The sequence below is a fragment of the Actinacidiphila paucisporea genome, assembly GCF_900142575.1.
GTDB lineage: Bacteria > Actinomycetota > Actinomycetes > Streptomycetales > Streptomycetaceae > Actinacidiphila > Actinacidiphila paucisporea.
Window position 1 is genome coordinate 1 of record NZ_FRBI01000011.1, and the last position, 25,209, is coordinate 25,209.

A 25,209-nucleotide genomic window follows, 5' to 3' on the forward strand; every position below is an offset into this window, starting at 1 on the left:
AACACGCTGATCGAGATGAACATGTCCCTGGTGCACTTCTCCGCGCGGCGGTTCCGCAGCCGCGGTCCGGAGGAGTGGGAGGACATCCTGCAGGTCGGCACGATCGGGCTGATCAAGGCGATCGACCGGTTCGACCTGTCGCGCGAGGTGGAGTTCACCACCTTCGCGGTGCCGTACATCGTGGGGGAGATGAAGCGGTTCTTCCGCGACACCTCCTGGGCGGTGCATGTGCCGCGCCGCCTGCAGGAGTTGCGGGTGGAGCTGGCCAAGGCCCGCGACCACCTGACGGCCGTGCTGGACGCGCCGCCGAGCGTGGCGGAACTGGCCGCGTACCTGGAGATCACCGAGGAAGAGGTCATCGAGGGCCTGGTGGCCTCCAACGGCTACACCGCGGGCTCCCTCGACCTGCCCACCGGCACGGAGAACGAGGACGCCGGCCGCTCCTACGCCGAGACCGTCGGCGACTGGGATCCGGCGATGGAGCTGGTGGAGGACTTCCAGGCACTGGCGCCGATGCTGGAGGAGCTGAACGATCGCGAGCGGGCGATCCTGCGGATGCGCTTCGGCCAGGAGATGACCCAGGCCGACATCGGCGCCGAGCTGGGCTACTCCCAGATGCACGTCTCCCGGCTGCTCAACCGCCTGCTGGCCAAGCTGCGTGCCGGGATGCTCACCGACAGGTGATCGGTCACCCCGTGTGACCGGTGACGGCCGGTGCCGTCGGCGGCGACGGCACGGGCAGGCGGCCGGCGGCTACCGGTCGCGGCCGCGCTACGGGCGCCGGAAAGGCACCCGTGCGGTGATCCGCTTCCCCGTCGGCGTGGCCGTCACGTCGAAGCCGCCGCAGATCATGGTCACGATCTCCAAGCCGTGCCGGCCCACCCGGCCGGGATCCGGGCCCATCTCGGCCACGGGCTGCTCCGAGGTATCCCACACCGAGACCTCGACGGCGTCCCCGAGCACCCGCAGATCCACCCCGCACGGGCCTGTGGCGTACTTCACCGCGTTGGTGACCAGCTCGCTGACCACCAGCTGGAGGTTGGCGACGGCATCGGCGGGCGCGGGTGTCCCGGCGCTCCCCAGGCGGTCGAGCAGCTCCCCGGCAAGGCGCCGAGCCGCGGCTATATCCCCTGGTAGACCCTTGTAGACCTCGCCTGCGCGCACCACACCACCCTCAACCGGCGCCTGTCCCTGGACGGCAACTGACATGGGGCCGCCCGGCTCCCGCCGACCCCGGTGGGTCGAGCGCGCAACAGCGGCCGCTTCTTGCACCTTCCCCGCGAGGGCAGCTCACACGCGGAATCGGCCGGTGACCGAGTCGACAGCGGGCCGGCAGGCCGCCGGCCCGGCCCCGGCGCGGTCTCAGGAGTCCAGGGTGCGCGGTTCCAGCGGATTGACGGCCGGGCCTTGCAGGACGGCGCCGTCCACGTCGAAGCGGGAGCCGTGGCAGGGGCACTCCCAGGTGGTCTCGGCGGCGTTGAAGGCGACCAGGCAGCCGAGGTGGGAGCAGCGGGCGGAGACGGCGTGGACGGTGCCGTCCTTGTCGCGGTAGACCGCGCACCGGCTGCCGTGCACCCGGACGACCGCGCCCTCGCCGGGCGCGACCTCGGCGACGGAGTCCACGTGCGTGGGGCGGAGGCGGTCGCCGATGAAGTGGCGGGCCACGTCGGCCTGCTGGCGCAGCAGCGCGGGCGCCTCCTTGAGGACCGGCATGATCCTGCGCGGGTCGTAGAGGTCGGCCCAGGCGGGCCGGCGTCCGTTGACCAGTTCGCTGAGCAGCCGTCCGGCCATGACGCCGCCGCTCATGCCCCAGCCGCCGAACCCGGTGGCGACGTAGGTGTGCCGTGCTCCCGGGTGCAGCGGTCCGACCAGTGCGACGGTGTCGGTGGGGTCGTTGTCCTGCGCCGACCAGCGGTAGGCGGTCTCCGCGGCGGGGAAGCGCTCGTGCATCCAGGCGTCCAGCCGCCGGAAGCGCTCGCCGACGTGGCCGGCGCCGGGCGGGTAGCTCTCCCCGGTGACGATGAGCAGGCGCCGCCCGTCCGCCAGCGGAGCGGTGCGTACCGAGCGCTTGCCCTCGTCGTCGGTGATGTACATCCCCCGCGGTGCCGCGTCGGCGTCGATCGGGGCGGCGACGACGAGTTCGCGGCGGGGGGAGAGGCGGGCGAAGAGCAGGGCGCGGTCGAAGACCGGGTAGCCGGTGGCGACGACGACGTCCCGCGCGGTCACGGTGGCGCCGGACTCGGTGGTCAGGCGGCAGGGCTCGCCCTCGGTGAGTCCGGTGACCCTGGACCGCTCGTAGATGGTCCCGCCGCGGGCGGTCAGGGCGGCGGCGAGGCCCAGCAGGTAGGCGCGGGGGTGGAACTGCGCCTGGCCGTCGATCCGCACCGCGCCGGCGACGGCGTAGGGCAGGTCGGTCTGCTCGACGTACTCCGCAGCCAGGCCCGCCTCGCGAGCCGCGACCGCTTCGGCCCTGACCGTGTCACGGGCGTCGCTGTCCAGGGTGTAGGCGTAGGCGGCGGTCCGCTCGAAGGCGCAGTCGATCCCCAGGGCGCCGGCCACTTCCGCGACCCGCTCGACCGCCTCCTGCTGCGAGCGTGCGTAGAGCCGGGCGCCCTCCTGGCCGCGGGTGCGGCGCAGCCGGTCGTAGACCAGGCCGTGCTGGGCCGTCACTTTCGCGGTGGTGTAGCCGCTGACGCCGGCGGCGATCCGGTCGGCCTCCACGACGGCGACCGAGCGCCCCGACTCGGCCAGCTCCCACGCGGCGCTCAGACCCGCGACACCACCTCCGACCACGGCCACGTCCACCTCGACGTCGGCGGTCAGGGGAGCGAAGCGCGTGGAGTCGCTGCTGCTCATCCAGTACGACTCGTCGACACCGGGCAGTACGTCATCGTTCGGCATGCTCTGCGCGTTCCCCTTCCCGGCGGTGGCACGCCCGCGCCGCGACGGATTCCCCCGTCCGGCCGCCCGCCACCTGCCCGCCGGCGCCGACGGGCGGCGCGCACCGCGCCGGCCGCCCGGGACCGGCCGGGTGGACCGCACCTCGATGTGGGGGACCGGCGCGGTGTTGTGATATTACCGACGGGTAGCCGGCCGCTCGGGCCGGCGCCGTCCACGCCGGAGGCCCACGGTGTCCGCTCGCTCCGCCCACCTGCTCGCCGGACTGCTCGCGAGCGCCGGCGTCACGCATTTCGCCGCGCCGAAGCCGTACGACGCGCTGGTCCCCGAGTTCCTTCCCGGCCGGCCCCGCACCTGGACCCAGGTCAGCGGCGCGGCCGAGATCGCCCTCGCCGCCGCCCTGGTGGTCCCCGCCACCCGGCGGCCCGCCGCGCTGCTGGCCGCCGGCCTCTTCGTGGCCGTCTTCCCGGCGAACGTGAAGATGGCCTACGACTGGCGCCACCGCCGCCCCGCCCTGAAGGCCGCGGCGTACGGCCGGCTGCCGGTCCAGATCCCGCTCGTGCTCTGGGCGTTGCGCGTAGCGTCCGACGCGGCTGCCGACCGGGCCTGAGCCGGTCCCCCCGGACGGCGCCGAAGACCTGGCGTACGCCCGATCCGGCCGGCGCGTCCCCCACGGCCCGCGCGACGGCTCGGGCCGCGGCCCCCGGATCAGACGGTGAAGCGGTCCGGGTCGGCGGCCGCCCAGTCGGCGGCCCACGAGGCGGGCGGCTCCGCCTGCAAATGCCCCGGCGACAGCCACTCGTACAGCTCCTCGTGCGAGCGGACGGTGTACGGGTCGATCCGCCGGCACACCATGTGCGGGCGCAGCTGGGACGGTTCGGTCACCCCCATGGACGCCATGATCTGCAGCGCGCCGGTGACGGTGGCGGCCTGCGGCCCCTGCACCCGGGCGGACTTGTCGCCGACGTCGAGGGCGCGGGCGCGCCGCGAGTCTGGATCGCGGGGCGGATGCCCTCAAGCAGAAAACGGGCGTGGCCGATCACCGGGTAGTTGCGCAGCACGGAATGGCGGCGCTGCACCAGATCCCACAGGCCGAGCAGTCCCAGCAGCCCCAGGGGAATCGCGGCCGCCCACCACCACAGGCCGGCCGCGATCGCCGCGGCGGCCGCCGCCGCGGCCAGGAGCAGGGCCAGGAACACCGCGCCGGTTCTCATCACCACCCGCGCCTTACCGGTGCGGGGCCCGTCATGCCTCCCGGTACCGCACGGCACCTCCCGCGTGCCCCTGGCGCCTCACTGCCGGCGGGCGTACCAACTCGGGTGATGCGGGCGTACCAACTCGGGTGATGTGGGGGCGCTGCGGGCGATCCGACCACCGTGTTGAGCGTCGGCCGCCTCCTCCGGACGGCCGCGCAACGGCGTCGCTAGGCCTCGCGTGTGACATCTCTTCAGGTGACGGGAATCGCCTGACTTTCCCACCCGGCCCGGCCCGACCCGACCCGACCCGACCCGACCGGGCGGCGGCCTCCACGGCGGCCTCCCAGAATGCGCCGGGGCCGGTCAGACGTCGCTGCGATACGGCGGCGGCGCCGTCTCCCGGGCCGCGGTGAGCAGGACCCAGGGGCGTCGCCGGCCGTCGCTCACCGCTGCGATGCCGGTCTCGTCGTAACGGGAGGTCGCCAGCGACCAGGTCAGGTTGCCCGCCATCAGATGGCGCATAGCGTCCACGTAGTGGTCGACGTGCTCGCGCGTCCCGCGGCGGACACCGCGCAGGTCGAGCGTGCCGGGCAGGGCGGCGGCGAGCCTGGCGAAGCGGGCCGTGCGGGCGTTGGCGAGCGCGCTGACGTGCTCGACGGACTCCTCGATCGTGCAGCCCGTGCGCGCGCGGTGGACGACCACGCTGTTGTTGACGTCGCCGGCCGCCAGTTCCTTGGTCAGCGACACGATGTCGTTGACGAAGATCACCACGTCGCCGGTGATCTCCCGCATCTCCCGCAGCGCCGACGAGTCGTGCAGCTCGTCGGGCAGCGCGTAACCGCCGCACCGCTCGGCGAAGTCCAGGCACGGCCGCACCCCGATCGTCTCCCGCCGGACGTCGAGGAAGCGGTCGAGGGAGGGCAGCCGGTCGGCGGTGCGGTGCCGGGCCTCGCCTTCGTGCGCCGCCAGATACGCCCGCCAGTGCTCCCGGAAGCGCAGCCGCCAGGCGAGCGGCGTCCCGGCCGTGGACCGCAGCCAGATGTCCCGGAAGCCGCGTACCAGCGGGGTCTCCCCGGTGACCGCGGGCTCCGCACCGTCCACGGCCATCGCGCCGACGAGGGCGTCGACCACCTGCCGTATCTCGTCGGGCCGGGTGCCCAGACCGCCGTCGAACTGGTCGTCGAAGATGAAGAACCAGGCGTTGAAGTCCGCGGCCAGCTCCAGGTCGGGCGCGCTCGCGTCGGGGTAGAAATACGCCATCAGCCGCTCAAGGCGCAGCGCGTCGTATTCGGCCGTGGCGACGTCCCCGGTGAGCAGGCCCATGCCCTGCACCCACTGCAGGGTGTGCTGCCTGGCCCGCTCGGCGTGCAGGTTCAGCCGGGCCGGGAAGGGGATCCTGATCGCCGCGGCACGCCGGGTGGGGTCCGGCGGCCCGCTGGGCAGAGCCGGGCCGGACGCGGTCTCGTCTGACATGAGCCCTCCAGGATGCCGCGGATCGCCCGGCCGCCTGCCGCGGTACGGGCCCGGGGTGTGCCGAGTGCTGTTCGGAGTGCCGTTCGGAGTGCTGTTCGGATCGCCGTGCAGAGAGCGTAGGCGCAGCGTGCGCCGGAGGACCGCGGTAGGCGGGTGCGGCAGGGTGCGCGACCGGCGCACGCCCCGCCTCGTGCGCCCCCGGACGGCACACGGTCGGAGGGGAGAGTAGTAGCCCTGGCCCGGCGGCGGACCAACTCCGCGGAACCCGGCCGAAGAAGGCGCGCGGCCGACTTCATATCGTGCGTACGTGCGTACGCTGTGCGTACCCGGGGGACGGGTGATCGGGGACACCACGCGTTCGAGGGATCTGACATGGCGTACACCGCGGACCGACCGCCTCGGCGGAAGCGACTGCTGCTGGAGCGCGAGACGGAGACGGCCGCGCTGGAAGCCCTGCTGGCCGATCTGAGCGGCCCCTCCCAGGGCGCGGCCGCCCTCGGCACCGGCGGTCTGCTGGTCTTCGCGGGGCCCGCCGGACTCGGCAAGACCACGCTGCTGGGCGAAGTACGCAGAAGGGCGATGGCCCGCGGCTGCACCGTGCTGTCCGCGCGCGGCGGCGAGCAGGAGCAGGGCGTCGCCTTCCAGGTCGTACGCCACCTCGTGCAGCCGCTGCTCGCGACCGGCACCGAGGCGGAGCACCGCGAGACGCTGGGGAATTGGTACGACATCGTCGCGCCCGCCGTGGGCCTGGTCGCCGGCGCCGCGAACGGCTCACCCGACCCGCAGGGCGTACGGGACGGCCTGGACTGGATCGTCACCCGCTTCGCCGTGCAGCGCGCCCCGCTGGTGGTCATGCTGGACGACGCCCACTGGGCCGACGCCGAGTCGCTGGCCTGGCTCACCGGCTTCGCGCCGCGCGTCGACGAACTGCCGATGCTGCTCGTCGTCGCCTACCGGCCCGACGAACTGCCGCGCGACGCCATGGCGTTCGGCCGGCTCGCCGAGCGGCACGGCTCGCGCACCCTGGACCTGGCGCCGCTCACCCCCGGCGCGGTCAGCCGTATCGTCCGCGACACCCTGGGCGAGGACGCCGACGAGGCCTTCTGCCGGGAGACCTGGGCGGTCACCGGCGGCAATCCCTTCGAGGCCGTCGAACTCGCCGCGCGGGTCGCCGACCGCGGGCTCAAACCGCAGGCCGTCAACCTGCCGGAGCTGCGGGAGCTGGCCTCCGCGGTCAAGGGCGGCGGCCTGGTCGAGCGCCTGGAGCGGCTCGGCACCTCCGCGGTCCGCTTCGCCTGGAGCGTCGCGGTGCTGGGCGCCGAGGCGTCCCGCAGCCGGGCGGCGAGTGTCGGCGGGCTGGGGGAGGCCGAATCCGCCGACGCGGTCGTCCGGCTGCGCGAGGCCCGCATCCTCGCGGCGCCGACCCATGACCGGCTCGAAGCGGCGGACAGCCGGCTGGAGTTCTTCCATCCGCTGGTCTCCACGGCCGTCTACCGGGCGATTCCCGCGGCCTTCCGGGTCGCCATGCACGGCCAGGCCGCCGCGGTCGTCTCGCAGGCCGGCCTCGGCGCCACCGCGGCCGCCCGCCACCTGCTGGAGACCCACCCCGAGAGCGACCCGTGGGTGGTGCAGCAACTGTCCGACGCGGCCCGCGAGTACCAGCGGGCCGGCGCCCCCGACGCCGCCAGGCGCTGCCTCGCGCGGGCGCTGCGCGAGCCCCCGGCGATGGAGGACCGCGCGCAGGTGCTGTACGAACTGGGCTGCTCCGCCCTGCTGACCGAACCCGCGATCACCGTCAACCACCTGCGGGCCGCACTGGACGAACCCGTCCTGACCCCGGACCTGCGCGAGGCGATCGTCTACCGGCTGGCACAGGCCCTCGGCCACTCCGACCGGATGGCGGAGGCCGCCCAGACCGTCGCCGACGCGACCCGCTGGGCCACCGACGTCAGGACCCGGCTGCACCTCCAGGCCGAGCAGTTCATGTGGAACGCCTTCCGCGCCGACGAGCAGGACTCCACCGCCCGCTCCCGCAAACTCGCCCGCCTCGCGGACCACCTGACCGGGCGCGGCACCGCCGAGCGCTACATCCTGGGCCTGCGCGCCTGGGACGCGATGGTACGGGGCGAGCCCGCCGCGACCGCGCTGCACTGGGCGGAGCAGGCACTCGGCGACGGCCTGTCCTGGACCGACGAGCAGTGGGGCTTCGAGGTGCCGGTCCTGGTGGCCCTCACCTTCATGTACGCCGACCGGCCCGGCCGGGCCGAGGAGCTGTTCACCCGGGGCATCGTGGAATGCCAGGACAGGGGCTGGCGCGGCGCGCACCTGTCGTTCGGCTACACGCTGCTCGGTTACATCCGCTTCCGCCGCGGGCGGCTCGGCTCCGCCGAGTCCATGGTCCGCGACGGCCTGCGGATCGCCGACCGGGTCGGCCACCAGGTGCCCGCGCAGTACTTCGCGGTCGGCATCCTCATCGAGATCCTGCTCGCCAGGGGCCGCACCGAGGAGGCGCAGGAGCTGGCCGCCTCCTACCGCTACGGCGACATCACGCCCAGCGCAGTGGTCTACCCCGACGCGCAGACCGTGCACGGCGAGCTGCTGCTCGCGCTGGGCCGGCACCGCGAGGCGGAAGCGCAGCTCGTCCGGGTCGGCGAGCGCCTCGACGCCCGCGGCATGCGCAATCCCGCCTGGTGCCCCTGGCCGCTGCACCTGGCCCTGGCCCTGGAGGTCACCGACCCGGAGCGGGCCGCGGAGGTCGCCGAGGAAGGCGTCCGCAGGGCCCGCAGGTTCGGTACGCAGTCCGCGATCGGCCAGGCGCTGCACGCCCTGGCCGCGGTCACCCCGGTGACGCGCAGAGCCGGCGTCCTCGCCGAGGCCGTCGCCCACCTCGAAAGGTCGCCGTCCGGTTACGACCTGGCGCGCGCCCTGGTCGACCACGGCGTCGCCCTGCGCCGTACCGGGCTCCCGCAGCACGCGGCCGAGCAGCTGCACCGGGGCATGGAGGGCGCCGTGCAGTGCGGCGCCGACGCGCTCGCCGCCCGGGCCCGCGCCGAGCTGGACGCCACCGGCCTGTGGCCGCTGCAGCCCCGTACCGCCGACGCCGACTCCCTCACCGTCCAGGAGCGCACGGTCGCGGAATGGGCCGCGGGCGGCTGGTCCAACGCCCGAATAGCCGAGGCGCTCGGCGCCACCGACGCGGTCGTGACCCGTCTGCTGTCCGACATCTACCTCAAGGCCGGCTGCGACCACGCGGGCCTGCCCCGGCTGGTCGCCGGCCCCGACGGCGAGGTGCCGTAGGGCACGCGGCGTGCTGACCCCCCCGCCGCCCCGGAGCGGCCCGCGCGCCGGCGGCGGGAGACCGAACGGCGGGTGCTCCCCTCCCGGCTACGCTGAACGACGGTTCCTGGCCGGTGATCGCGCGCCGCGGGGGTGTCGCGGGCCGGGGCGGGCGGCAGACGGTGCCTAGGGTCGGCCTGTGGAGTCCTGGAGCGGTCGAGGCGAGCACGAACGGCCCGAGGGCGAGCCGCTGTCGAAGCTGCTGCCCGCCTGGCGGCGGCGTACCGAGCGGTACGGGCTCACGGCCGGGAACGAGACCGGCGGTCCCGGTCTGTCCCGCGCCGACATCGCCCGGCTGACCGGGGTGACCGAGGAGTGGTACGGCTCGCTGGAGGACGGCGAGGCGGCCGACTGCACCGAGGACTTCCTCGACCGGCTCTCCACCGCCCTCGGGCTGAGCCTGACCGAGCGCGGCACGCTCTACGAGCGGGCACTCGGGCGGCCACCCAGCTCCGCCGCCATCCCGCAGGCGTCGGCGGCGGTGGAGATGGACGACCTCTTCCAGTGCTTCATCGACAACCAGTCGCACCCCGCCTGCGTCGCGGACGCGGCGTGGAACGTGATCGGGCACAACCAGCCGATGCGCGACTGGTTCCCGTGGACGGCCCACCAGGGGAACATGCTCCGCTGGGCGCTGCTCAGCCAGGACGCCCGCGAGCAGTTGGTCAACTGGCGCGAGGACTGGGCGCGTTCGTACGTCGGCCAGATCCGCTTCGCACGCTCCCGCGACCGGCGGAACGAAGCGCTGCGCCGCCTGCAGCGCGAGGTCCTCGCGAACACCCCGGGGGCGCGGGAGATGTGGCACCGCAAGGAGTCCCGCGAGAGCGGCGACGGCAGCCTGCGCAGGCTGCGGCTGCCCTTCCACCAGGGCAGGGAGGTCGCGGTGCGGATCGTCGCGCTGCGGCCGATGCGCAGCGACCGGCTCCGCGTCTTCGTCCTCATGGAGAACTGTCCGAAGGTCATCGGCAGCTGAACAGGCCTGACACCCGGCGGTGTTCAGGATCCGGCCGCCCGTGCATAAGGTGATCTCAGCGGATGCGCAGATCCGGCTCATTTCCGCTCCCGGCGCCCGGCGCGGCCCGAGGGCGCGACCGATGGGGGCAGTGGCGTGAGCGACGAATTACCGCAGGGCACGGAAGACCGGCTGCGGCAGGATCTGCCGCACAGCGCCCGGATGTACGACTACTACCTCGGCGGCAACACCAACTACGCGGTCGACCGGGACGCGGCCGAGAAGGTCATCGTGTCCTTCCCCGCGGTGAGGACCGCCGCCCGCGTGAACCGCGCCTTCGTGCACCGCTCGGCGCGCCTGCTGGCCCGCGACCACGGCGTCCGGCAGTTCCTCGACATCGGTACCGGCATCCCGACCGCGCCCAACCTGCACGAGGTCGTCCAGCGTGAGCAGCCCGCCGCCCGCGTCACCTACGTCGACAACGACCCGATCGTGCTCGTCTACGCCGACAGCCTGCTGCGCAGTTCCCCGGAGGGCGCCACCGGCTACGTCGAGGCCGATGTGACCGACCCCGCCCGCCTGCTGGACGTCGTACGGCGGGAGGGCTGCGTGGACCTGGCGCAGCCGCTGGGGCTGAGCCTGAACGCGCTGCTGCACTTCGTCCCCGACGACCAGGACGCCTACGGGGTGGTGGACACCCTGGTCGCGGCGCTGGCGCCCGGCTCGTACCTGACGATCTCGCACTGCACCCCGGACTTCGCGCCCGAGGTGTGGGCGCAGATCGTGGACGTCTACACCCAGGGCGGCACGCCGCTCCAGGTCCGCAGCCGCAGCGAGGTGCGGGACTTCTTCACCGGTCTCGACCTGCTCGATCCGGGCGTGGAGGTGGCCCACCGCTGGAATCCGGAGCCGGCCAGCGGGCCGAGCCTGATCTCGGACGCGGACGCGTCCCTCTACGTGGGTGTGGCGCGCAAGCCCTGAGCCGCCGGGGGCGCGGGCTCAGCGGTACTTCTGGCAGTAGTCCTTGAGCTTCTGCAGGCAGGCCGCGGAGCCCAGCGAGTTGACCATCAGGCGGTCGAAGCCGCGTTCGTAGGCGTCGACCTCCTGGCGGTCCTGGAGGTACAGGCCGCCGTTGCAGCGCTCGACGTAGACGATCGCCGGCAACTGGTCGGCGGCGAAGTCGAAGACCGTGGTCGTGCCGATCTGGACCGGCAGGTTGAGCCGGGCGGACGGGGCCAGCCGGAAGCTGATCCGCTCGTGCCCCGCCAGCTCTATCAGGTGCTCGATCTGCCGGCGCATGATCGGGTTCGTGCCGTAGCCGCGGGAGAGGGTGACCTCGTCCACGACGCAGATCAGCTGGGCCGCGGACTCGTTGAGGAAGCGCTGCGCCCGTATGGCCCGCAGCTCCATGATCCGCTCGGCGGTCCGCACGCCGGGCTCCAGCGAGTTCGCCTTGACCAGGGCCCGGGTGTAGTCGGGGATCTGGAGCAGGCCCAGCAACTGCCCGCTCTCGTAACTGCGGATGCGCGCGGCGATGTCCTCCAGGCTGACGTAGGTCTGGAGTTCCTTGGGCGCGACGTCACGCCAGGCCTCCCACCAGCCCTTCTCGTTGGCCTGCTGGGACAGTTCGAGCAGCCGGGTGCGCTCGGCGGGGTCCACGACCTGGTAGACGTCGAGCAGGCACAGCACGTCCTTCTCCTTGAAGTCGTGCTCGCCGCTCTCCAGGCGGCTGATCTTGGAGGCCGAGCACCCGCCGATCCCGCGCGCGACCTCCTTCTCCGTCAGGCCGAGCGCCTCCCGGTGTTTTCGCAGCGTCTCACCGAAGATCATGCGCTGCGCGGTCGGCGCCCGGCCGGACAGCGGGCGTACATGGCGAACTCCGCGCGGGGCGCGGGACGGCTGGGCAGGCACGGGCGGACTCTCCCTCGCGCTGAGCGGGCGGCTTTCTCGACCCTCTCATCCTGCCTCAGTCATATGAGATCGGAAGTTGCCGAAAAGGACGGCCGGTTACCGCCCTTCAGTGAACTCGCCCGCGGCCACGGCGGCAACGAATGCCGCTGCCGCGGTCCGTTCGAAGGTCAGAACCGCGCCTTCCGGATCCTTCGAGTCGCGGAAACCGATCGACTCGCGACCGATTTCGCTCACTTCCACGCAGGCGCTCTGGTGGTTGCTGTAGGAGCTTTTCCGCCAGGCGACGGCTAAGCCGCCCGGACCGCCGGTTCCCATCAGGGGTTTTCCCTGGTCTTCGCGGTGGTCGTGACCGGTCATGTGTCCTCTTCTCGTGCCGGGACCGATGATCAGGCCCGCGGTCTGCAAATGCAGACGACGCGGCCCCATGGAAAGGATGACCGGCCGCCACCGGCTTCATGCGCGGCCCGCGGACCCAACGGATACAACGGTGCTCCGCCGCAAGCAGGTGGATCTGCAAATGCGCGCCCGGGGCAACGTGTTTCCCCGCTCCGCGCCCGAGCGCCGGGAAGCCCCGGTGGCAACACCTGCCGCGTTGCCCCATCCCGGCGCGAAGTCCCGTGCACGGACCCCTCGCCGTACCGCCCACCAGCGCGTACCCGCCGCGCGAGACGGCGCGACAGCCCGTACCACCGGGGGCTTCGGACGGCCCGGTGCGGCCGCGGACGCGGACACCGGGCCGCCCGGCTGCAGCCGGCGCCCGCCAGGTCCGGCGGCGGACCGCACCCGGTGTGGGGCACGCTGGAAGCCCACGGCCCCGTACTCCGAGGAGGGGACGACAGATGACAGCCCGCTCCCACCTCGCGCCGGTGCTCCGCCAGCTCCACCGGGCCCGCGGCATGCCGCTGCGGGCACTCGCGGCCCGGCTGGGCATACCGGCCGCGGACACCGCCGCGATCCTGTCGGGGGAGCGCTTTCCCGGCTGGTCCCTCACCGAGCGCTTCGCCCAGGCCTGCGGCGCGGACCCGCTGGTCCTGCGCAAGGTGTGGGAGGACGCCAGGCTCAGGTCCGACCCGCACCACCGCCTCGACCTCGCTGACACCGATTCCCCGCGCAGCCGCCCCGCCTGACGTACCATCCGGCTCGGCGGAGAACCACAGGCGGGAGGTCCGATGGAGACAACGCTGCGCGAGATACGGGACGGGGACCTGCCCGTCTTCTACGCCCAGACGAACGACCCCGAGGCGATCGCGATGGCGGCCTTCACCGCGAAGGACCCCGCCGACCGCGACCGCTTCGCGGCCCACTGGGCGCGGATCCGCCAGGACCCGGACATCGTGGCGCGCACGGTCGTCGGCGCGGGCGGCGAGATCATCGGCAACGCGGCGGTCTTCGGCCCGCCGGGGGAGCGCGAGGTCACCTACTGGATCGGCCGGGAGCACTGGGACCGCGGCGCGGCCACCGCCGCCCTGCGCGGGCTGCTCGCCCTCGTCCCGGAACGCCCCCAGCACGCCCGCGCGGCCGCGGACAACGCCGCCTCGATCCGGGTGCTCGAACGGTGCGGCTTCGTGGTGACGGGGCACGACCGGGGCTTCGCGAACGCCAGGGGCGAGGAGATCGACGAGGTCGTGCTCCTGCTGGCCGAATGACTCCTTGAAAGCGTTCAATCACGACTCGTGCTGGTGACACCTGATGGAACGTGTCGGAACCTGATGGGCTGCGGAGCTTCCCGCGATCAGGCATCCGTCGTCCGTAATCCCCGTCCCAGCCTGGCCTTTCACCAAGGTGGACGCCTCCCGGCGCCACTCTGACCCGCCTTGCGGGTCCCTCGGGCGGGCCTCCCGGCGTGAGCGTTTGTGTGCGAAGTCTTGCGCGCCGACCGGCCCGGGTCTACCTTTCCAGCGCGTTAAGACGATTCAAGCCCACCGCCGGCGCCGGCAGTGGCGGCGTACTTCCCACCGCAAACGCTGTCGAAGGGACCCCCGTGGACATATCCCGCCGCGTCTTCTCCACCCTGACCGGCTCCGCCGCCGCCGCACTGGCCCTGCCGGCCGCCGCGCACGCGGCCGCGCCCGCGACCCCCGGCGGGCCCGCGCCCACCCCCGCCCCGGGACATCCCGGGCAGGGCGCGGCGCACACCGTGGCCTTCGACCGCTACGCCCTGCTCATCGACGGGCAGCGGGTGCCGATCTGGTCCGGCGAGGTCCACCCCTTCCGGCTGCCCAGCCCCTCGCTGTGGCTGGACGTCCTGCACAAGATGAAGGCCAACGGCTACAACGCGGTCAGCATCTACGTGGCCTGGAACTACCACTCCCCGGCCCCCGGCAGCTACGACTTCACCGGCGTCCGCGACCTGGACCGCTTCCTGGACCTGGCCGCCGAGGCCGGGCTGTACGTCATCGCCAGACCCGGCCCGTACATCAACGCCGAGGTGGACGCCGGAGGTTACCCGGGCTGGCTGGCCACCACCCCCGGCCGGGCCCGCACCAGCGACCCCGCCTACCTCGCGCACGCCGACGAGTGGCTCACCGAGGTCAACCGGATCATCGGCCGCCACCTGTACACCAGGGGCGAAGGCACCGTCGTGCTCTACCAGTTGGAGAACGAGTACGCCTCCTTCGTCACCAGCTCCACCGGCACCGACTACATGGCCCACCTGTACGCGAAGGTGCGCGCCGACGGCATCGACGTACCGCTCTTCCACAACGACAAGGGCCGCAACGGCTACTGGGTCCCCGGCAGCTTCGACACCGGTGGCGAGCAGGACCGCTACCTCTACGCCTTCGACGGCTACCCGTCGCCGTCGAGCACCCCGCCCGACTGGGGCTACTTCGGCACCGGGGGCGCCAAGGGCGGCTCCACCGCCAGCCCCGCGACCCCCGGCTTCACCGCCGAGTTCGGCGGCGGCTGGTTCGACCCGTGGGGCGGCGCCGAATTCGGCGGCCTGGGCTACGCCGAATCCCGCAGGACCCGCGACGCGGCGTACGAACGGCGCTTCTACCTCACCAACCTCGCCAACGGCATCAAGGTCCACAACGTCTACATGACCTTCGGCGGCACCTCCTGGGGCTGGCTGCCCGCGCCGGTCGTCTACACCTCCTACGACTACGGCGCCGCCATCGACGAGGCACGCAACCAGACGCCCAAGCTGCTGCCGATGCGGCAGATCGGCTCCATGCTCGCCGCCTTCCCCGACCTGGCGCAGCTGGACCGCGCCGAGGACACCGCGGCCGCCGGCGGCGCCGTCCGCGTCTACCACCTGGCCAACCCCGAACGCGGCTCGCACCTGTACTTCCTGCGCAACGACAGCACCCAGGGCGCCACCGTCACGCTGCCGGTGACCACCGCGACCGGCACCGTCACCGTGCCCGCCGCGCCCGGCGGGATGCGGGTCGCCGGCAAGGACATGAAGGTCGTCGCCGCCAACCTGTCGCTGGGCCGCCGCGCCGTGCTTTACACCACCGCCCAGCCGATGTGGCGGGCCGCCGGCGACACCCAGGACGTCGCCCTGCTCAGCGGCAGGCCCGGCGACCCGGTCGAGACGGTGCTGGTCTGCCGCAGCCGGCCCACCGTCACGGTCACCGCGGGCAGCGCCGAGGCCGTCTACGACGAGGCCGCGGGCACCCTGCGCGTCAACGCGGTCCTGGACGGCCTCACCCGCGTCCGGGTCGAGGGCGGCAGCAGCGCCGTCCCGCTGCTGCTCCTGCTCGCCGACGACACCGCGGCTGCCACCCTGTGGCCCCGCGACACCCCCGGCGGCCCGGTGCTCGTCCGCGGCCCCGCGCTGCTGCGCACCGCCGAAGTCCACGGCAGGGAACTGGAACTGACCGGCGACACCGCCGCGCCCGCCCCGCTGGAAGTGTGGGCACCGCACGGGGTGGAGCACGTCGACTGGAACGGCCGGCGCACCTCGGTCCGCGCCACCCCGGACGGCAGCCTCGCCGCCGACCGCCTGCTGCCCGGCCCCGCCGACGTGCACCTGCCCGCGCTCACCGGGTGGCGGTATGCCGCGGAGAGCCCCGAGGCCGAGGCCGGCTTCGACGACCGCGCCTGGCGGGTGTGCGACCTGACCACCTCCCACAGTTCCACCGCCGTGCCCGCCGGACAGCCCGCCGTCCTCTTCGCCGACGACTACGGCTTCCACTACGGCGACGTCTGGTACCGCGCGACCATCGACGGCGCTGCCGACGCGCAGACCCTGGCGCTGACCTACCAGGGCGGCACGCTGGGCCTGCTCATGGCCTGGTGGGACGGCCGACCGCTGGGCACCCACCGGCTGCCGACGCCCACCAAGGCACAGGACACGGTGGCCAGCTGGACCGGCAGCGCGGAATTCGCCGTGCCCGCCGACCTGCGCGGTGAGGGGCCGCACACGGTGGCGGTCCTGGTCAGGCCGATGGCCCACGCGGAGGACGGCGGCGCCAACGACGCCTTCAAGGCCGCCCGCGGCCTGCTCGCCGCCACTCTCGACGGCACCGCGCCGACCTGGCGCATCCAGGGCGCGACCGGCACCGAGGATCCGGTACGCGGCCCCCTCAACACCGGCGGCCTGTACGGCGAACGCGCCGGCTGGCACCTGCCCGGCTTCCCCGACCGGCACTGGTCGCCGGTCGCCCTGCCGCACACCGACTCCCGGCAGGGCGTCGCCTGGTACCGCACCGACTTCACCCTGCGGATCGACCGCGGCACCGACGCCTCGATCGGCCTGACCCTCACCGACGACCCGGCCCGCGCCTACCGCGTGCAGATCTTCCTCAACGGCTGGAATCTGGGCCAGTACGCCAACGACGTCGGCCCGCAGCACACCTTCGTGCTGCCGGGCGGCATCCTGCGCACCAGCGGTACCAACTCCCTGGCGCTGGCCGTCCTCACCGACGGCACCACCCCCGCCGGCCTGCCGGCGCCCGCCCTGACCCTGCTCGGGGCCGTCGCGGGCGGCGTCCCCGTACGGGACGTACCCGCGCCCGGCTACGGGTCGCACGGGGTGCGCGGGCGCTGAGAGCGGCCATCGGGGCATGAGCAGGGGCCCGGCACCCGTGGGGGGCGCCGGGCTCCCGGGCGGTGGAGCGCGGCGCGTACGGCGTGGCTGGTTCCGATCCGCCGGTGCCCCTGCCGGGTACGGTCTGGCCGAGCCGGCTGACGGCGGCGGCGCCCGGCCGCTCGGCGCCGTCGTGTTGCGGGCGGCCGCCTCCGTTGGTGGAATCTCGGGGTAGCCACATGACCACTCTCCGCGTTCTGGCGACGCCGCACCGCCGTGCCGGGGGCACGGCCACCTACGGAAGGACCGCCATGGCCGGCGACATCACCAACCCCGACTTCGCGGAGCCCGGCATCGGGGCCGCACCCAAGCACAAGCTGTTCACCGTCAAGAACGCCGACGGCATCCCCGGCTGGGAGGTCACCCAGGACGCCGTCCAGCTCGTCGCGCTGGCACCCGGCGCGCGCCCCGCCGAGTCCGGCGGCGGCCAGGCGCTGCGGCTCAAGGGCGAGGTCCCCGAGCACGTCGGAGCGGTCAGCCAGACGGTGCCGACCACGCCGGGCCGCAAGACGACCATCAGCTGGATGGAGTCGCCCGACCTCGCCGGGCCGGCCGAGCCGGGCGCCCGCGAGCAGGACTACACGGTGCTGATCCGCCCGGTCGAGACGCCCAGGGGCCCGGGCCGGACGAAGGAGGTCTTCGCACCCGCCGGGAGCGCGGGGCCCGCCTGGGTCCGCCGCTCGGTCGACTTCACCCCGACGGGCGCGAACGTGACCGTCGAGTTCGGCGCCGGTCTCCGGGGGGCCCTGTCGCCGCTGATCACCGGCCTCGCCCTGACCGCCGGCGACGGCCGTACGCCGCCGCCGGCCCTGTTCGGCACGGTGACCGGCAGCCCGGTGGGAGCCGAGCCGGGCGAGACGGTCACGCTGACCTTCGCCGTCGGCAACCGCACCGCCGCCCCCGCGCACGGCGAGAAGGCGACCGTCGTCTTCCGGCCGCTGCCGCCGCTCGCCCCGGCCGCCGGCGCCCCCGGCACCCTCACCTTCCCGGGCAGGCAGCTCATCGCCGCCGAACCGCCCGCCCAGGGCGCCTTCAAGGTGACCGTCCCGCCCGGCACCGCACCCGGGACCTACCAGGCCGTCGCCGACATCTCCTACGACGGCGCCCCGGTCGCCGACGGCACGCTGACCTGGCTGGTCGAGGTGGTGGCCGTCCGCAGTCGCGCGGACCTGGACGAGACGGGGCTGTCGCCCTCCAGGTGACCCCGGGACGGCCCCGCCGGCCGGGCGGTGCCGCCACCCTCCGGTGGTCAGCGGGCGGGCTCGACCCGGCCCGCGACCTCGCCGAGGCCGATGCGTACGCCGCCCGGCCCGGGCGCCGTCGCCGTGATGACGACCTCGTCCCCGTCCTCCAGGAAGGCCCGGCTGCTGCCGTCCGGCAGCTCCACCGGCCGCTCACCGCCGTGGGTCAGCTCGATCAGCGCGCCCACGCTGTCCGCGGCAGGCCCGCTGACCGTGCCCGACGCGAAGAGGTCGCCGGGGCGCAGGCTCGCCCCGTTCACCGTCAGATGCGCCACCATCTGCGCGTACGTCCAGTACATCGCGGCGAAGGGCGGCCGGGAGACCGTGTGCCCGTTGAGCCGCAGCTCCATCGCGATGTCCAGGCCGCAGGGCGGCTGCGCGGCGCTGTCGTCGAGGTAGGGGAGCAGCGGGGTGTCACGCGCCGGCGGGGCCGTCCTGGCATGGGCCAGCGCCTCCAGCGGGACCACCCACGGGGAGACCGACGTCGCGAAGGACTTCCCGAGGAAGGGCCCGAGCGGCACGTACTCCCAGGCCTGCACGTCGCGCGCCGACCAGTCGTTGAGCAGGCACACCCCGAAGACGTGGTCGTCCGCCTCGGCCATCGCCACCCGCGAACCGCGCTCGGAGGCGCCGCCCACCACGAAGCCCAGCTCCGCCTCGACGTCCAGCCGCAGCGAGGGCCCGTACGACGGCGCGGCCTCGCCCGCGGCCCTGCGCTGCCCGCACGGCCGCACCACGGGGGAGCCCGACACCACGACGGTGCCGGCCCTGCCGTGGTAGCCGATCGGCAGGTGCTTCCAGTTCGGGGTCAGCGGGTCCGCCCCGGCCCGGAAGATCCGGCCGACATTCACCGCGTGGTGCTCCGAGGCGTAGAAGTCGACATAGTCGGCGACCTCGAAGGGCAGCAGGAGCTCCGCCTCGGCCAGCGGCACCAGCAGCGGCCCGACCGCCTCCCGGTGGGCCTCACCGGTCAGCCACGCGGTGAGCGCCGTCCGCACCCGGGTCCAGGCCGGGCGCCCCGCGGCCAGCAGCGGGTTCAGCACCGGGGCGGCCAGCAGCTCCGCGAGGTCCGGCGGCGCCCCCGTCGCCCGTGCCGCGGCGCCCGCGTCCAGCACCCGGTAGCCGTAGCGGACCCCGATGCGCGGCCGCGGGTCGGCGGCGGTGCGGAAGACCCCGTAGGGCAGGTTGTGCGGCCCGAAAGGATCGTCGTGCGGCACGGTGAACGGGCTCTCGGTGCTCAACGGACCTCCAGTGCGGGGCGGCGCGGCCGCCCCGACACTACCGGCCGGGCCTCCGCCGCCGCGTTTGGAGCTGCCCGCAGGTCAAACGTAAAGTTCACCGGAGACCCGGGAGCGTACCCGGGCTGCCCCGGGACCCCACAGGACCCGGGCGGGACACGGAGAGCAGCGGCGGGATGACGGCGACGACCCAGGACTTCCACGACCTCGGACACCAGGAGGACGAGCCCGGCATCGACCCGGCACGCCTCGAGGTCTGCCTGGCCGTGCTCGCCGAACTCGACGGGCTGCCCGTCGACCACCCCGACGCCGTCGCCGTCCGCCGCGCCACCGCCGGCGTCTACCGCATGGTCAAGCAGCGCCGCCGCCAGGAGCGCAGGGCCGCCAAGACCGCCAACGACAAGGCCGTGACCGAGGCCACCGCCACCGGCGCCGCCGACCGCATCGACGACGAGACCCTCGGCATCCAGCTGACCGCCTCGGTCAGCACCGAGATCGCCGGCATCCTGGAGCGCCCCCGCTCCTGCTACGTCTGCAAGACCCGCTACGTCGAGGTCGACGCCTTCTACCACCAGCTCTGCCAGGACTGCGCCCGCCAGAACCGGGCACGGCGCGACGCCCGCACCGACCTGACCGGGCGGCGCGCGCTGCTCACCGGCGGCCGCGCCAAGATCGGCATGTACATCGCGCTGCGGCTGCTGCGGGACGGCGCCCACACCACCGTCACCACCCGCTTCCCCGGCGACGCCGTCCGCCGCTTCAAGGCCATGCCCGACAGCGACCAGTGGATACACCGGCTCAAGATCGTCGGCATCGACCTGCGCGACCCCGCCCAGGTGGTGGCCCTCGCCGACTCCGTCGCCGACGACGGCCCGCTGGACATCCTGATCAACAACGCCGCCCAGACCGTGCGCCGCTCCCCGGCCGCCTACCGCGAACTGGTCGCCGCCGAGGCCGCGCCGCTGCCGGCCGGCGAACTGCCCGCCACCGAGGTCTTCGGCGCCTTCGGCAGCGGCGCCCGCACCGCCGCGGCACTGCCCGCCCCCCGCCGCGAGTCGCTCACCGCGCAGGACGTCACCGACCTCGCGCTGGTCAGCGGATCGGCCTCACTCGCCAGGATCGAGGCCGGCACCGCCATCGACGCGGGCGGCCTGGTGCCCGACCTGGACGCGACCAACACCTGGGTGCAGACCGTCAGCGAGGTCGACCCGGTCGAGCTGCTCGAAGTCCAGCTGTGCAATGTCACCGCGCCCTTCGTCCTGGTCAGCCGGCTGCGCCCGGCCATGGCCGCGGCGGCGGCCCGCCGCAAGTACGTGGTCAACGTCTCCGCCATGGAGGGCCAGTTCTCCCGCGGCTACAAGGGCGCCGGCCACCCGCACACCAACATGGCCAAGGCCGCGCTGAACATGCTCACCCGCACCAGCGCGCAGGAGATGCTGGACACCGACGGCATCCTGATGACCGCAGTCGACACCGGCTGGATCACCGACGAGCGCCCCCACCCCGACAAGATCCGCCTCGCCGCCGAGGGCTTCCACGCCCCCCTCGACCTCGTCGACGGCGCCGCACGCGTCTACGACCCGATCGTGCGCGGCGAGCAGGGCGAGGACCTCTACGGCTGCTTCCTGAAGGACTACGCCCCCGCGGCCTGGTGACCTCGCCGGGGTCGCGGCCCGGATAACCCGTGGCCCGCCGGTCCGCGGTCGGTGAGTATGACCCGATGGACGACGCGACACGGGCGGCGGGCGGGGCGGACACGAAGGAGGGCGACCGGGCGCCGGCCCCGGCCGCGACGGGGGTCCGCGCGGACTGGACGGCGGTGCCCCGCCGGCTGCGGGCGGCCGTCGAGGAGCACCTCGGGGCGCGCGTCGCCGCCGCCGAGACGCAGCACGGCGGCTTCTCGCCCGGAGTCGCCGCACGGCTGCGGCTCGCCGACGGGCGGCGCGCCTTCGTCAAGGCTGTCAGCGAGGCGCAGAATCCGGAGAGCCCCGGCATCCACCGCACTGAGGCCCGCGTCGCCGGCGCGCTTCCCGCGCGGGCGCCCGCCCCGCGGCTGCTCGCGTCCTTCGACCAGGACGGCTGGGTGGCGCTGCTCTTCGAGGACGTCGAGGGCCGCACCCCCGCGCAGCCCTGGCAACCCGCGGAGTTGTCCCGGGTCCTGGCCGCGGTCGGCGACCTCGCCGCCCTCCTCACCCCCTGCCCGATCGACGTGCCGCCCGTTGCCGAGAGGCAGGCCACGGCCTTCCACGCCTGGCGCACGATCGCCGCGGACCACGCGGCGGGCACCGACGACCTGGCCGGACTCGACCCCTGGGCGGCACGCCACCTCGGCACGCTCGCGCGGCTGGAGGCCGGCTGGGTGGCGGGCGCCACCGGGAACACCCTCGCCCACAGCGACCTGCGCGCCGACAACCTGCTGCTCACCGCGGACGGCCGGGTGTGCGTCGTCGACTGGCCCTGGGCGTGCCGGGCGGCCCCCTGGTACGACCTGCTGCTGATGCTGCCCAGCGTCGCCATGCAGGGCGGCCCGCCCCCGCACCGGCTCTTCGACCGGCACGAGGTCGCCGCGGGTGCCGCACCCGAGGCCGTCACCGCGGTCCTCGCCGCCTTCACCGGCTTCCTGCTCGCCGGCGCCCGCCGCCCGTCCCCACCCGGCCTCCCCACCCTCCGCGCCTTCCAGGCCGCCCAGGGCCGGGCCGCCCTGGCCTGGCTGCGCGACCGCCTCGGCGCCTGAGATCGGGCGCCCGCAGGACGGCGGCACGCTCCGTCCGACCCGCGCCCGTACGACCGGGGTGTCCGGCCGGGACATCCCGGCCGGCGCCGGTACGCTCGGTTCCGTGCCGAGCTTCACGGTCGAACGCCGTACGGCGCTGCCGCCGGCCGAGGCGTGGCGCCGGCTGACCACGTGGGAGAACCACACCGCCACCGTGCCGCTGACCCGGGTCACCGTGCTGACCCCGCCCCCATCCGGCGCCGGCACGGTCTTCGTCGCCCGCACCGGCCCTGGCCGCGCCTCCTTCGCCGACCCGATGCGGGTCGCCGTGTGGCAGCCGCCCACCGAGGACGGCGGCCCCGGGCGCTGCCGGCTGGTGAAGACCGGACGGGTCGTCACCGGCTGGGCCGAGATCGAGGTGCGCGCGGACGGCGCGGGCTCGGCCGTCCGCTGGGAGGAGGATCTGGAGCTGCCCTGGCTGCCCAGGGCCTTCGACGGCCTCACCCGCGGCGCCGGACGCCGGGTCTTCGCCCGGGTCGTGGACACCCTGCTGGCCGGCTGACGATTCGGCACCGGGAACACCGATGAATTTCGTGCCACCGACCGGTCCACCCGTACGAGCACACCACCAGTCCCCGGCCCGAGCAGAGGCGGCAGCATGGCGAGCAAGATGTTCGTGAACCTCCCGGTGCAGGACCTGCCGGCGTCCAAGGCCTTCTTCGAGGCCCTCGGCTTCACTTTCGACCCGGATTTCACCGACGAGAAGGCGGCCTGCATGGTCGTCGGCGAGAGCAATTTCGTGATGCTGCTGACCGAGGCCTACTTCACGTCCTTCACCGGCCGCCCGGTCTCCGACACCGCGGCGTCCACCGAGGTGATCGTCGCGGTGTCGCAGGACACGGCGGAAGCGGTCGACCGCATGGGCGCCGCCGCGTCCGCCGCGGGCGGCGAGGCGGCGAAGCACACGCAGGAGGCTTCGCCGATGTACACCCGGGCCTTCCGCGACCTCGACGGCCACCTGTGGGAGGTCTTCCACCTCCCCCCGACACCGGCCTGACCGCACCGGCCCCGCGCCCCTGAAAACGCGTGCCCTCCGCGGCAGAGGCACCCCTTACCAGGGGCCAACGCCTGGTCGTAGGAGGACGCAGGCCGGAAGGGGCGCGGGGAACTGCGCGACCAGCCACGACGAACCGCGACTGTGAACGCAGCAGAACGGGGCTCCCACCCCAGGGACGCGGGGCACGGCGCGCGTAACCGCGACGGCGGGAAAGGTGGCCGCCCACCGCAAGGGGCGGGACCCCCGGGGCGGGGGGACGGCGCGCCCAGCCGCGACGGTGGCCGCGGCCATGGGGAACCCCGGGGGACCCGCCCGGCCCGACACGCCCGGAAATGGTTGACGATGAGTCATATGGATACTTATCGTCGAGCGCGCCCACCCCCAGAGGAGCCCGCATGCCGAAAGGCCCGTCCCGTCGCTCGCTGCTCACCGCCGGAGGCCTGACCGCCGCCGGCGCAATCGGCGCACCGCACATCCTCACCGCGGGAGCGGCGACGGCCGGGGCCGCGCTGACCTTCGCCTCTCCCCGCCTGACGCCGTATGTCGACGAGCTGCCCGTGCCGCCCGTGCTGGCGGGCGACCGCACCATCGCCATGGCGGAGTCCACGCACCGCTTCCACCGGGACCTCGGCCTGGCGAAGACCTGGTCGTACGGCGGGCAGCCGTACCTCGGGCCGACGATCGAAGCCCGCCAGGGCGTACCGCTCTCCCTGACGTTCGGCAACGGCTTCACCGGCGGGCACCTGTTCGCCGCCGACGTCGATCCGACGCTGGAGGGCGCTTCGGAGCTGGACCGGACGCAGCCGCGTACGTCGGTGCACGTGCACGGCGCGGTCACCCCGCCGGAAGCGGACGGGCATCCGGAGAACACCTTCCGGCCCGGCGGCAGCATGACGTACCGCCATCCGAACGGGCAGGACGCGGCCCACCTCTGGTACCACGACCACGCGATGGGCATCACCCGGCTCAACGCGGTGGCCGGCCTGGCCGGCATGTACCTGCTGCGGGACGCGTACGACACCGGCGCCGCCGACAACCGGCTCGGGTTGCCCAGCGGCGAGTTCGAGGTGCCGCTGACGCTCGCCGACCGCCGTTTCCAGGACGACGGGTCGCTGAACTTCCGCACCACCCGCGCGGTGCCGCAGGGGCACTGGGAGGGTGGGACGTTCGGCGACCTGATGACGGTCAACGGCGTCGTGTCGCCCTATCTCAAGGTGGCCCGCGGCTTCTACCGCCTCCGGGTGCTCAACGCCTCCAACGCCCGCAGCTACCGCCTCTTCTTCAGCAACGCGATGCCCTTCTGGGTGGTCGGCACCGACGGGGGGCTGCTGGACACGACCGCCCGCACCACCTCGGTGCGCCTGGCGCCCGGCGAACGCCTCGACCTCGTCGTGGACTTCGGCACGCTGGCCGCCGGCGACCACGTGGACCTGACCAACGACCAGCAGGAGTCACCGGAGGTGGTGGCCGCCACCGGCGTGGTGCCGCCCGCTGACATCATGCGCTTCGTCGGCACCGGCGTACGCGGATTCACCGGCCCGCCGCCCGTTCGGCTGCGCGGCGCCGCCGGCCTGCCGGCGGCGCTGCCGGCCCTGCCCGCGTCCGGCAGCGTCCCGCGCCGGATCGTGACGCTGACCCCCGCGATGTCCGCCGGCTGGCCGTTCGCCGGGATGACGCTGAACAACCTGCGGTACGACGACGGGCCGGTGCTCGCCCCGCGGCAGGGCACGGCCGAGGTGTGGGAGTTCGTGAACACCTCCTCCGAGGCGCACCCGATGCATCTGCACCTGGTGCACATGCGGATCCTCGGCCGGCAGCGCTTCGACGTGGCGGCCTACCGCGAGGCCAACCCCCGCCCCGCGCCCGGCACCATGTGGACGCCGTCCCCCGACGCGCATCTGCTGGGGTCCGTGCTGCCGCCGGGGGTGTGGGAGGCGGGCGCCAAGGACACGGTCGGCTGCCCGCCCGGGATGGTGACCCGGGTGCTGGTCCGCTTCCCCGCGGCCGTCGACGTGGGCTTCGACCCCGACGCGCCCTTCACCGCGATGAGCGGCACGCGGCTCCAGGGCTACGTGTGGCACTGCCACATCCTCGACCACGAGGACGACTGCATGATGGCCCGCTACCGCGTCGCGGGCTGAGCCGGGCCGCCCGGCCCG

The 25,209-nt window shown here is 74.1% G+C and carries 21 protein-coding genes and 1 pseudogene; 14 read left to right on the plus strand and 8 right to left on the minus strand.

Annotated elements, in window-relative coordinates; all coding sequences use genetic code 11:
* Positions 1-684: SigB/SigF/SigG family RNA polymerase sigma factor (locus BUE44_RS17690; protein WP_073499488.1), on the plus strand; the 684-nt coding region annotated here is incomplete at its 5' end.
* A gap of 87 nt (positions 685-771) precedes the next feature.
* Here the strand turns inward: BUE44_RS17690 and BUE44_RS17695 are convergent.
* Together BUE44_RS17695 and BUE44_RS17700 are read right to left on the minus strand one after the other, a co-directional pair.
* Positions 772-1,164: an ATP-binding protein gene (locus BUE44_RS17695; RefSeq protein WP_235002231.1), complete on the minus strand. Its 393-nt coding sequence runs from the start codon at positions 1,162-1,164 to the stop codon at positions 772-774.
* Between the two features lie 198 nt (positions 1,165-1,362).
* A complete protein-coding gene (locus BUE44_RS17700; protein ID WP_073499493.1) occupies positions 1,363-2,901 on the minus strand; it encodes an FAD-dependent oxidoreductase in 1,539 nt (512 codons plus the stop codon).
* A 229-nt stretch (positions 2,902-3,130) separates the two neighbouring features.
* Between BUE44_RS17700 and BUE44_RS17705 the strand changes: the two genes are divergently transcribed.
* A complete protein-coding gene (locus tag BUE44_RS17705) occupies positions 3,131-3,508 on the plus strand; it encodes a DoxX family protein (RefSeq protein WP_073499495.1) in 378 nt (125 codons plus the stop codon).
* Positions 3,509-3,606: 98 nt separating this feature from the next.
* On the opposite strand, the pseudogene BUE44_RS17710 reads toward BUE44_RS17705, so the two are convergent.
* The 3 genes and pseudogenes from BUE44_RS17710 to BUE44_RS17715 form a co-directional block, all read right to left on the minus strand.
* A pseudogene (locus BUE44_RS17710) lies at positions 3,607-3,891 on the minus strand (FMN-binding glutamate synthase family protein); the annotation flags it as partial.
* A complete protein-coding gene (locus BUE44_RS39780) occupies positions 3,780-4,112 on the minus strand; it encodes a hypothetical protein (protein ID WP_407640033.1) in 333 nt (110 codons plus the stop codon). The gene BUE44_RS39780 and the pseudogene BUE44_RS17710, both read right to left, overlap by 112 nt.
* Before the next feature lie 345 nt (positions 4,113-4,457).
* Entirely contained in the window at positions 4,458-5,567 is a 1,110-nt protein-coding gene (locus tag BUE44_RS17715) for an isoafricanol synthase (RefSeq protein ID WP_073499497.1), read from the minus strand.
* Positions 5,568-5,939: 372 nt separating this feature from the next.
* On the opposite strand from BUE44_RS17715, the gene BUE44_RS17720 reads away from it, so the two are divergent.
* From BUE44_RS17720 to BUE44_RS17730, 3 genes are all read left to right on the plus strand, one after another.
* A complete protein-coding gene (locus BUE44_RS17720) occupies positions 5,940-8,864 on the plus strand; it encodes an ATP-binding protein (RefSeq protein ID WP_073499499.1) in 2,925 nt (974 codons plus the stop codon).
* Positions 8,865-9,042: 178 nt separating this feature from the next.
* Positions 9,043-9,876 (plus strand): helix-turn-helix transcriptional regulator, encoded by an 834-nt coding sequence (locus tag BUE44_RS17725; RefSeq protein WP_079189846.1) that lies wholly within the window; start codon positions 9,043-9,045, stop codon positions 9,874-9,876.
* Between the two features lie 135 nt (positions 9,877-10,011).
* Positions 10,012-10,836 carry an SAM-dependent methyltransferase gene (locus tag BUE44_RS17730; protein ID WP_073499501.1) on the plus strand — a complete coding sequence of 275 codons (825 nt, stop codon included), beginning with the start codon at positions 10,012-10,014 and terminating at the stop codon, positions 10,834-10,836.
* A gap of 18 nt (positions 10,837-10,854) precedes the next feature.
* Here BUE44_RS17730 and BUE44_RS17735 read toward each other — a convergent pair whose 3' ends face one another.
* Both BUE44_RS17735 and BUE44_RS17740 read right to left on the minus strand, forming a co-directional pair.
* Positions 10,855-11,766: a helix-turn-helix domain-containing protein gene (locus tag BUE44_RS17735; protein ID WP_143172523.1), complete on the minus strand. Its 912-nt coding sequence runs from the start codon at positions 11,764-11,766 to the stop codon at positions 10,855-10,857.
* A 96-nt stretch (positions 11,767-11,862) separates the two neighbouring features.
* Positions 11,863-12,123 carry a DUF397 domain-containing protein gene (locus BUE44_RS17740; RefSeq protein WP_235002233.1) on the minus strand — a complete coding sequence of 87 codons (261 nt, stop codon included), beginning with the start codon at positions 12,121-12,123 and terminating at the stop codon, positions 11,863-11,865.
* 482 nt (positions 12,124-12,605) lie between these two features.
* On the opposite strand from BUE44_RS17740, the gene BUE44_RS37510 reads away from it, so the two are divergent.
* The 4 genes from BUE44_RS37510 (at position 12,606) to BUE44_RS17760 (ending at position 18,003) form a co-directional block, all read left to right on the plus strand.
* A complete protein-coding gene (locus BUE44_RS37510; RefSeq protein WP_073499505.1) occupies positions 12,606-12,893 on the plus strand; it encodes a helix-turn-helix domain-containing protein in 288 nt (95 codons plus the stop codon).
* A gap of 42 nt (positions 12,894-12,935) precedes the next feature.
* A complete protein-coding gene (locus BUE44_RS17750; RefSeq protein ID WP_073499507.1) occupies positions 12,936-13,412 on the plus strand; it encodes a GNAT family N-acetyltransferase in 477 nt (158 codons plus the stop codon).
* Between the two features lie 335 nt (positions 13,413-13,747).
* Complete coding sequence (locus BUE44_RS17755) at positions 13,748-16,762, plus strand: glycoside hydrolase family 35 protein (protein ID WP_073499509.1); 3,015 nt, start codon at positions 13,748-13,750, stop codon at positions 16,760-16,762.
* Positions 16,763-16,980: 218 nt separating this feature from the next.
* Positions 16,981-18,003, plus strand: a complete 1,023-nt coding sequence (locus tag BUE44_RS17760) for a DUF642 domain-containing protein (RefSeq protein ID WP_143172524.1) — start codon at positions 16,981-16,983, stop codon at positions 18,001-18,003.
* A gap of 47 nt (positions 18,004-18,050) precedes the next feature.
* Here the strand turns inward: BUE44_RS17760 and fahA are convergent, their stop codons facing one another.
* Positions 18,051-19,283 carry a fumarylacetoacetase gene (fahA, locus tag BUE44_RS17765; protein WP_073499513.1) on the minus strand — a complete coding sequence of 411 codons (1,233 nt, stop codon included), beginning with the start codon at positions 19,281-19,283 and terminating at the stop codon, positions 18,051-18,053.
* A gap of 173 nt (positions 19,284-19,456) precedes the next feature.
* Between fahA and BUE44_RS17770 the strand changes: the two genes are divergently transcribed.
* The 5 genes from BUE44_RS17770 (at position 19,457) to BUE44_RS17790 (ending at position 25,191) form a co-directional block, all read left to right on the plus strand.
* Complete coding sequence (locus BUE44_RS17770) at positions 19,457-20,935, plus strand: SDR family NAD(P)-dependent oxidoreductase (RefSeq protein ID WP_073499515.1); 1,479 nt, start codon at positions 19,457-19,459, stop codon at positions 20,933-20,935.
* Between the two features lie 65 nt (positions 20,936-21,000).
* Entirely contained in the window at positions 21,001-22,014 is a 1,014-nt protein-coding gene (locus BUE44_RS17775; RefSeq protein ID WP_073499903.1) for an aminoglycoside phosphotransferase family protein, read from the plus strand.
* A gap of 103 nt (positions 22,015-22,117) precedes the next feature.
* Positions 22,118-22,555, plus strand: coding sequence for an SRPBCC family protein (locus BUE44_RS17780; RefSeq protein WP_073499905.1), 438 nt, complete (start codon positions 22,118-22,120; stop codon positions 22,553-22,555).
* A gap of 96 nt (positions 22,556-22,651) precedes the next feature.
* Positions 22,652-23,050, plus strand: coding sequence for a VOC family protein (locus BUE44_RS17785; RefSeq protein ID WP_073499517.1), 399 nt, complete (start codon positions 22,652-22,654; stop codon positions 23,048-23,050).
* Positions 23,051-23,445: 395 nt separating this feature from the next.
* Positions 23,446-25,191: a multicopper oxidase family protein gene (locus tag BUE44_RS17790; protein WP_073499519.1), complete on the plus strand. Its 1,746-nt coding sequence runs from the start codon at positions 23,446-23,448 to the stop codon at positions 25,189-25,191.
* The last annotated feature ends 18 nt before the right edge of the window (positions 25,192-25,209 follow it).

What these genes read in the sequence shown, in the direction of transcription:
- BUE44_RS17760 (WP_143172524.1), top strand. Translation starts at nt 16,981, where the DNA reads ATGACCACTCTCCGCGTTCTGGCGACGCCGCACCGCCGTGCCGGGGGC.
- BUE44_RS17700 (WP_073499493.1), bottom strand. Translation starts at nt 2,901, where the DNA reads ATGCCGAACGATGACGTACTGCCCGGTGTCGACGAGTCGTACTGGATG.
- BUE44_RS17740 (WP_235002233.1), bottom strand. Translation starts at nt 12,123, where the DNA reads ATGACCGGTCACGACCACCGCGAAGACCAGGGAAAACCCCTGATGGGA.
- BUE44_RS17715 (WP_073499497.1), bottom strand. Translation starts at nt 5,567, where the DNA reads ATGTCAGACGAGACCGCGTCCGGCCCGGCTCTGCCCAGCGGGCCGCCG.
- BUE44_RS17770 (WP_073499515.1), top strand. Translation starts at nt 19,457, where the DNA reads ATGACGGCGACGACCCAGGACTTCCACGACCTCGGACACCAGGAGGAC.
- BUE44_RS17785 (WP_073499517.1), top strand. Translation starts at nt 22,652, where the DNA reads ATGGCGAGCAAGATGTTCGTGAACCTCCCGGTGCAGGACCTGCCGGCG.
- BUE44_RS39780 (WP_407640033.1), bottom strand. Translation starts at nt 4,112, where the DNA reads ATGAGAACCGGCGCGGTGTTCCTGGCCCTGCTCCTGGCCGCGGCGGCG.
- BUE44_RS37510 (WP_073499505.1), top strand. Translation starts at nt 12,606, where the DNA reads ATGACAGCCCGCTCCCACCTCGCGCCGGTGCTCCGCCAGCTCCACCGG.
- BUE44_RS17790 (WP_073499519.1), top strand. Translation starts at nt 23,446, where the DNA reads ATGCCGAAAGGCCCGTCCCGTCGCTCGCTGCTCACCGCCGGAGGCCTG.
- BUE44_RS17750 (WP_073499507.1), top strand. Translation starts at nt 12,936, where the DNA reads ATGGAGACAACGCTGCGCGAGATACGGGACGGGGACCTGCCCGTCTTC.
- BUE44_RS17720 (WP_073499499.1), top strand. Translation starts at nt 5,940, where the DNA reads ATGGCGTACACCGCGGACCGACCGCCTCGGCGGAAGCGACTGCTGCTG.
- BUE44_RS17775 (WP_073499903.1), top strand. Translation starts at nt 21,001, where the DNA reads ATGGACGACGCGACACGGGCGGCGGGCGGGGCGGACACGAAGGAGGGC.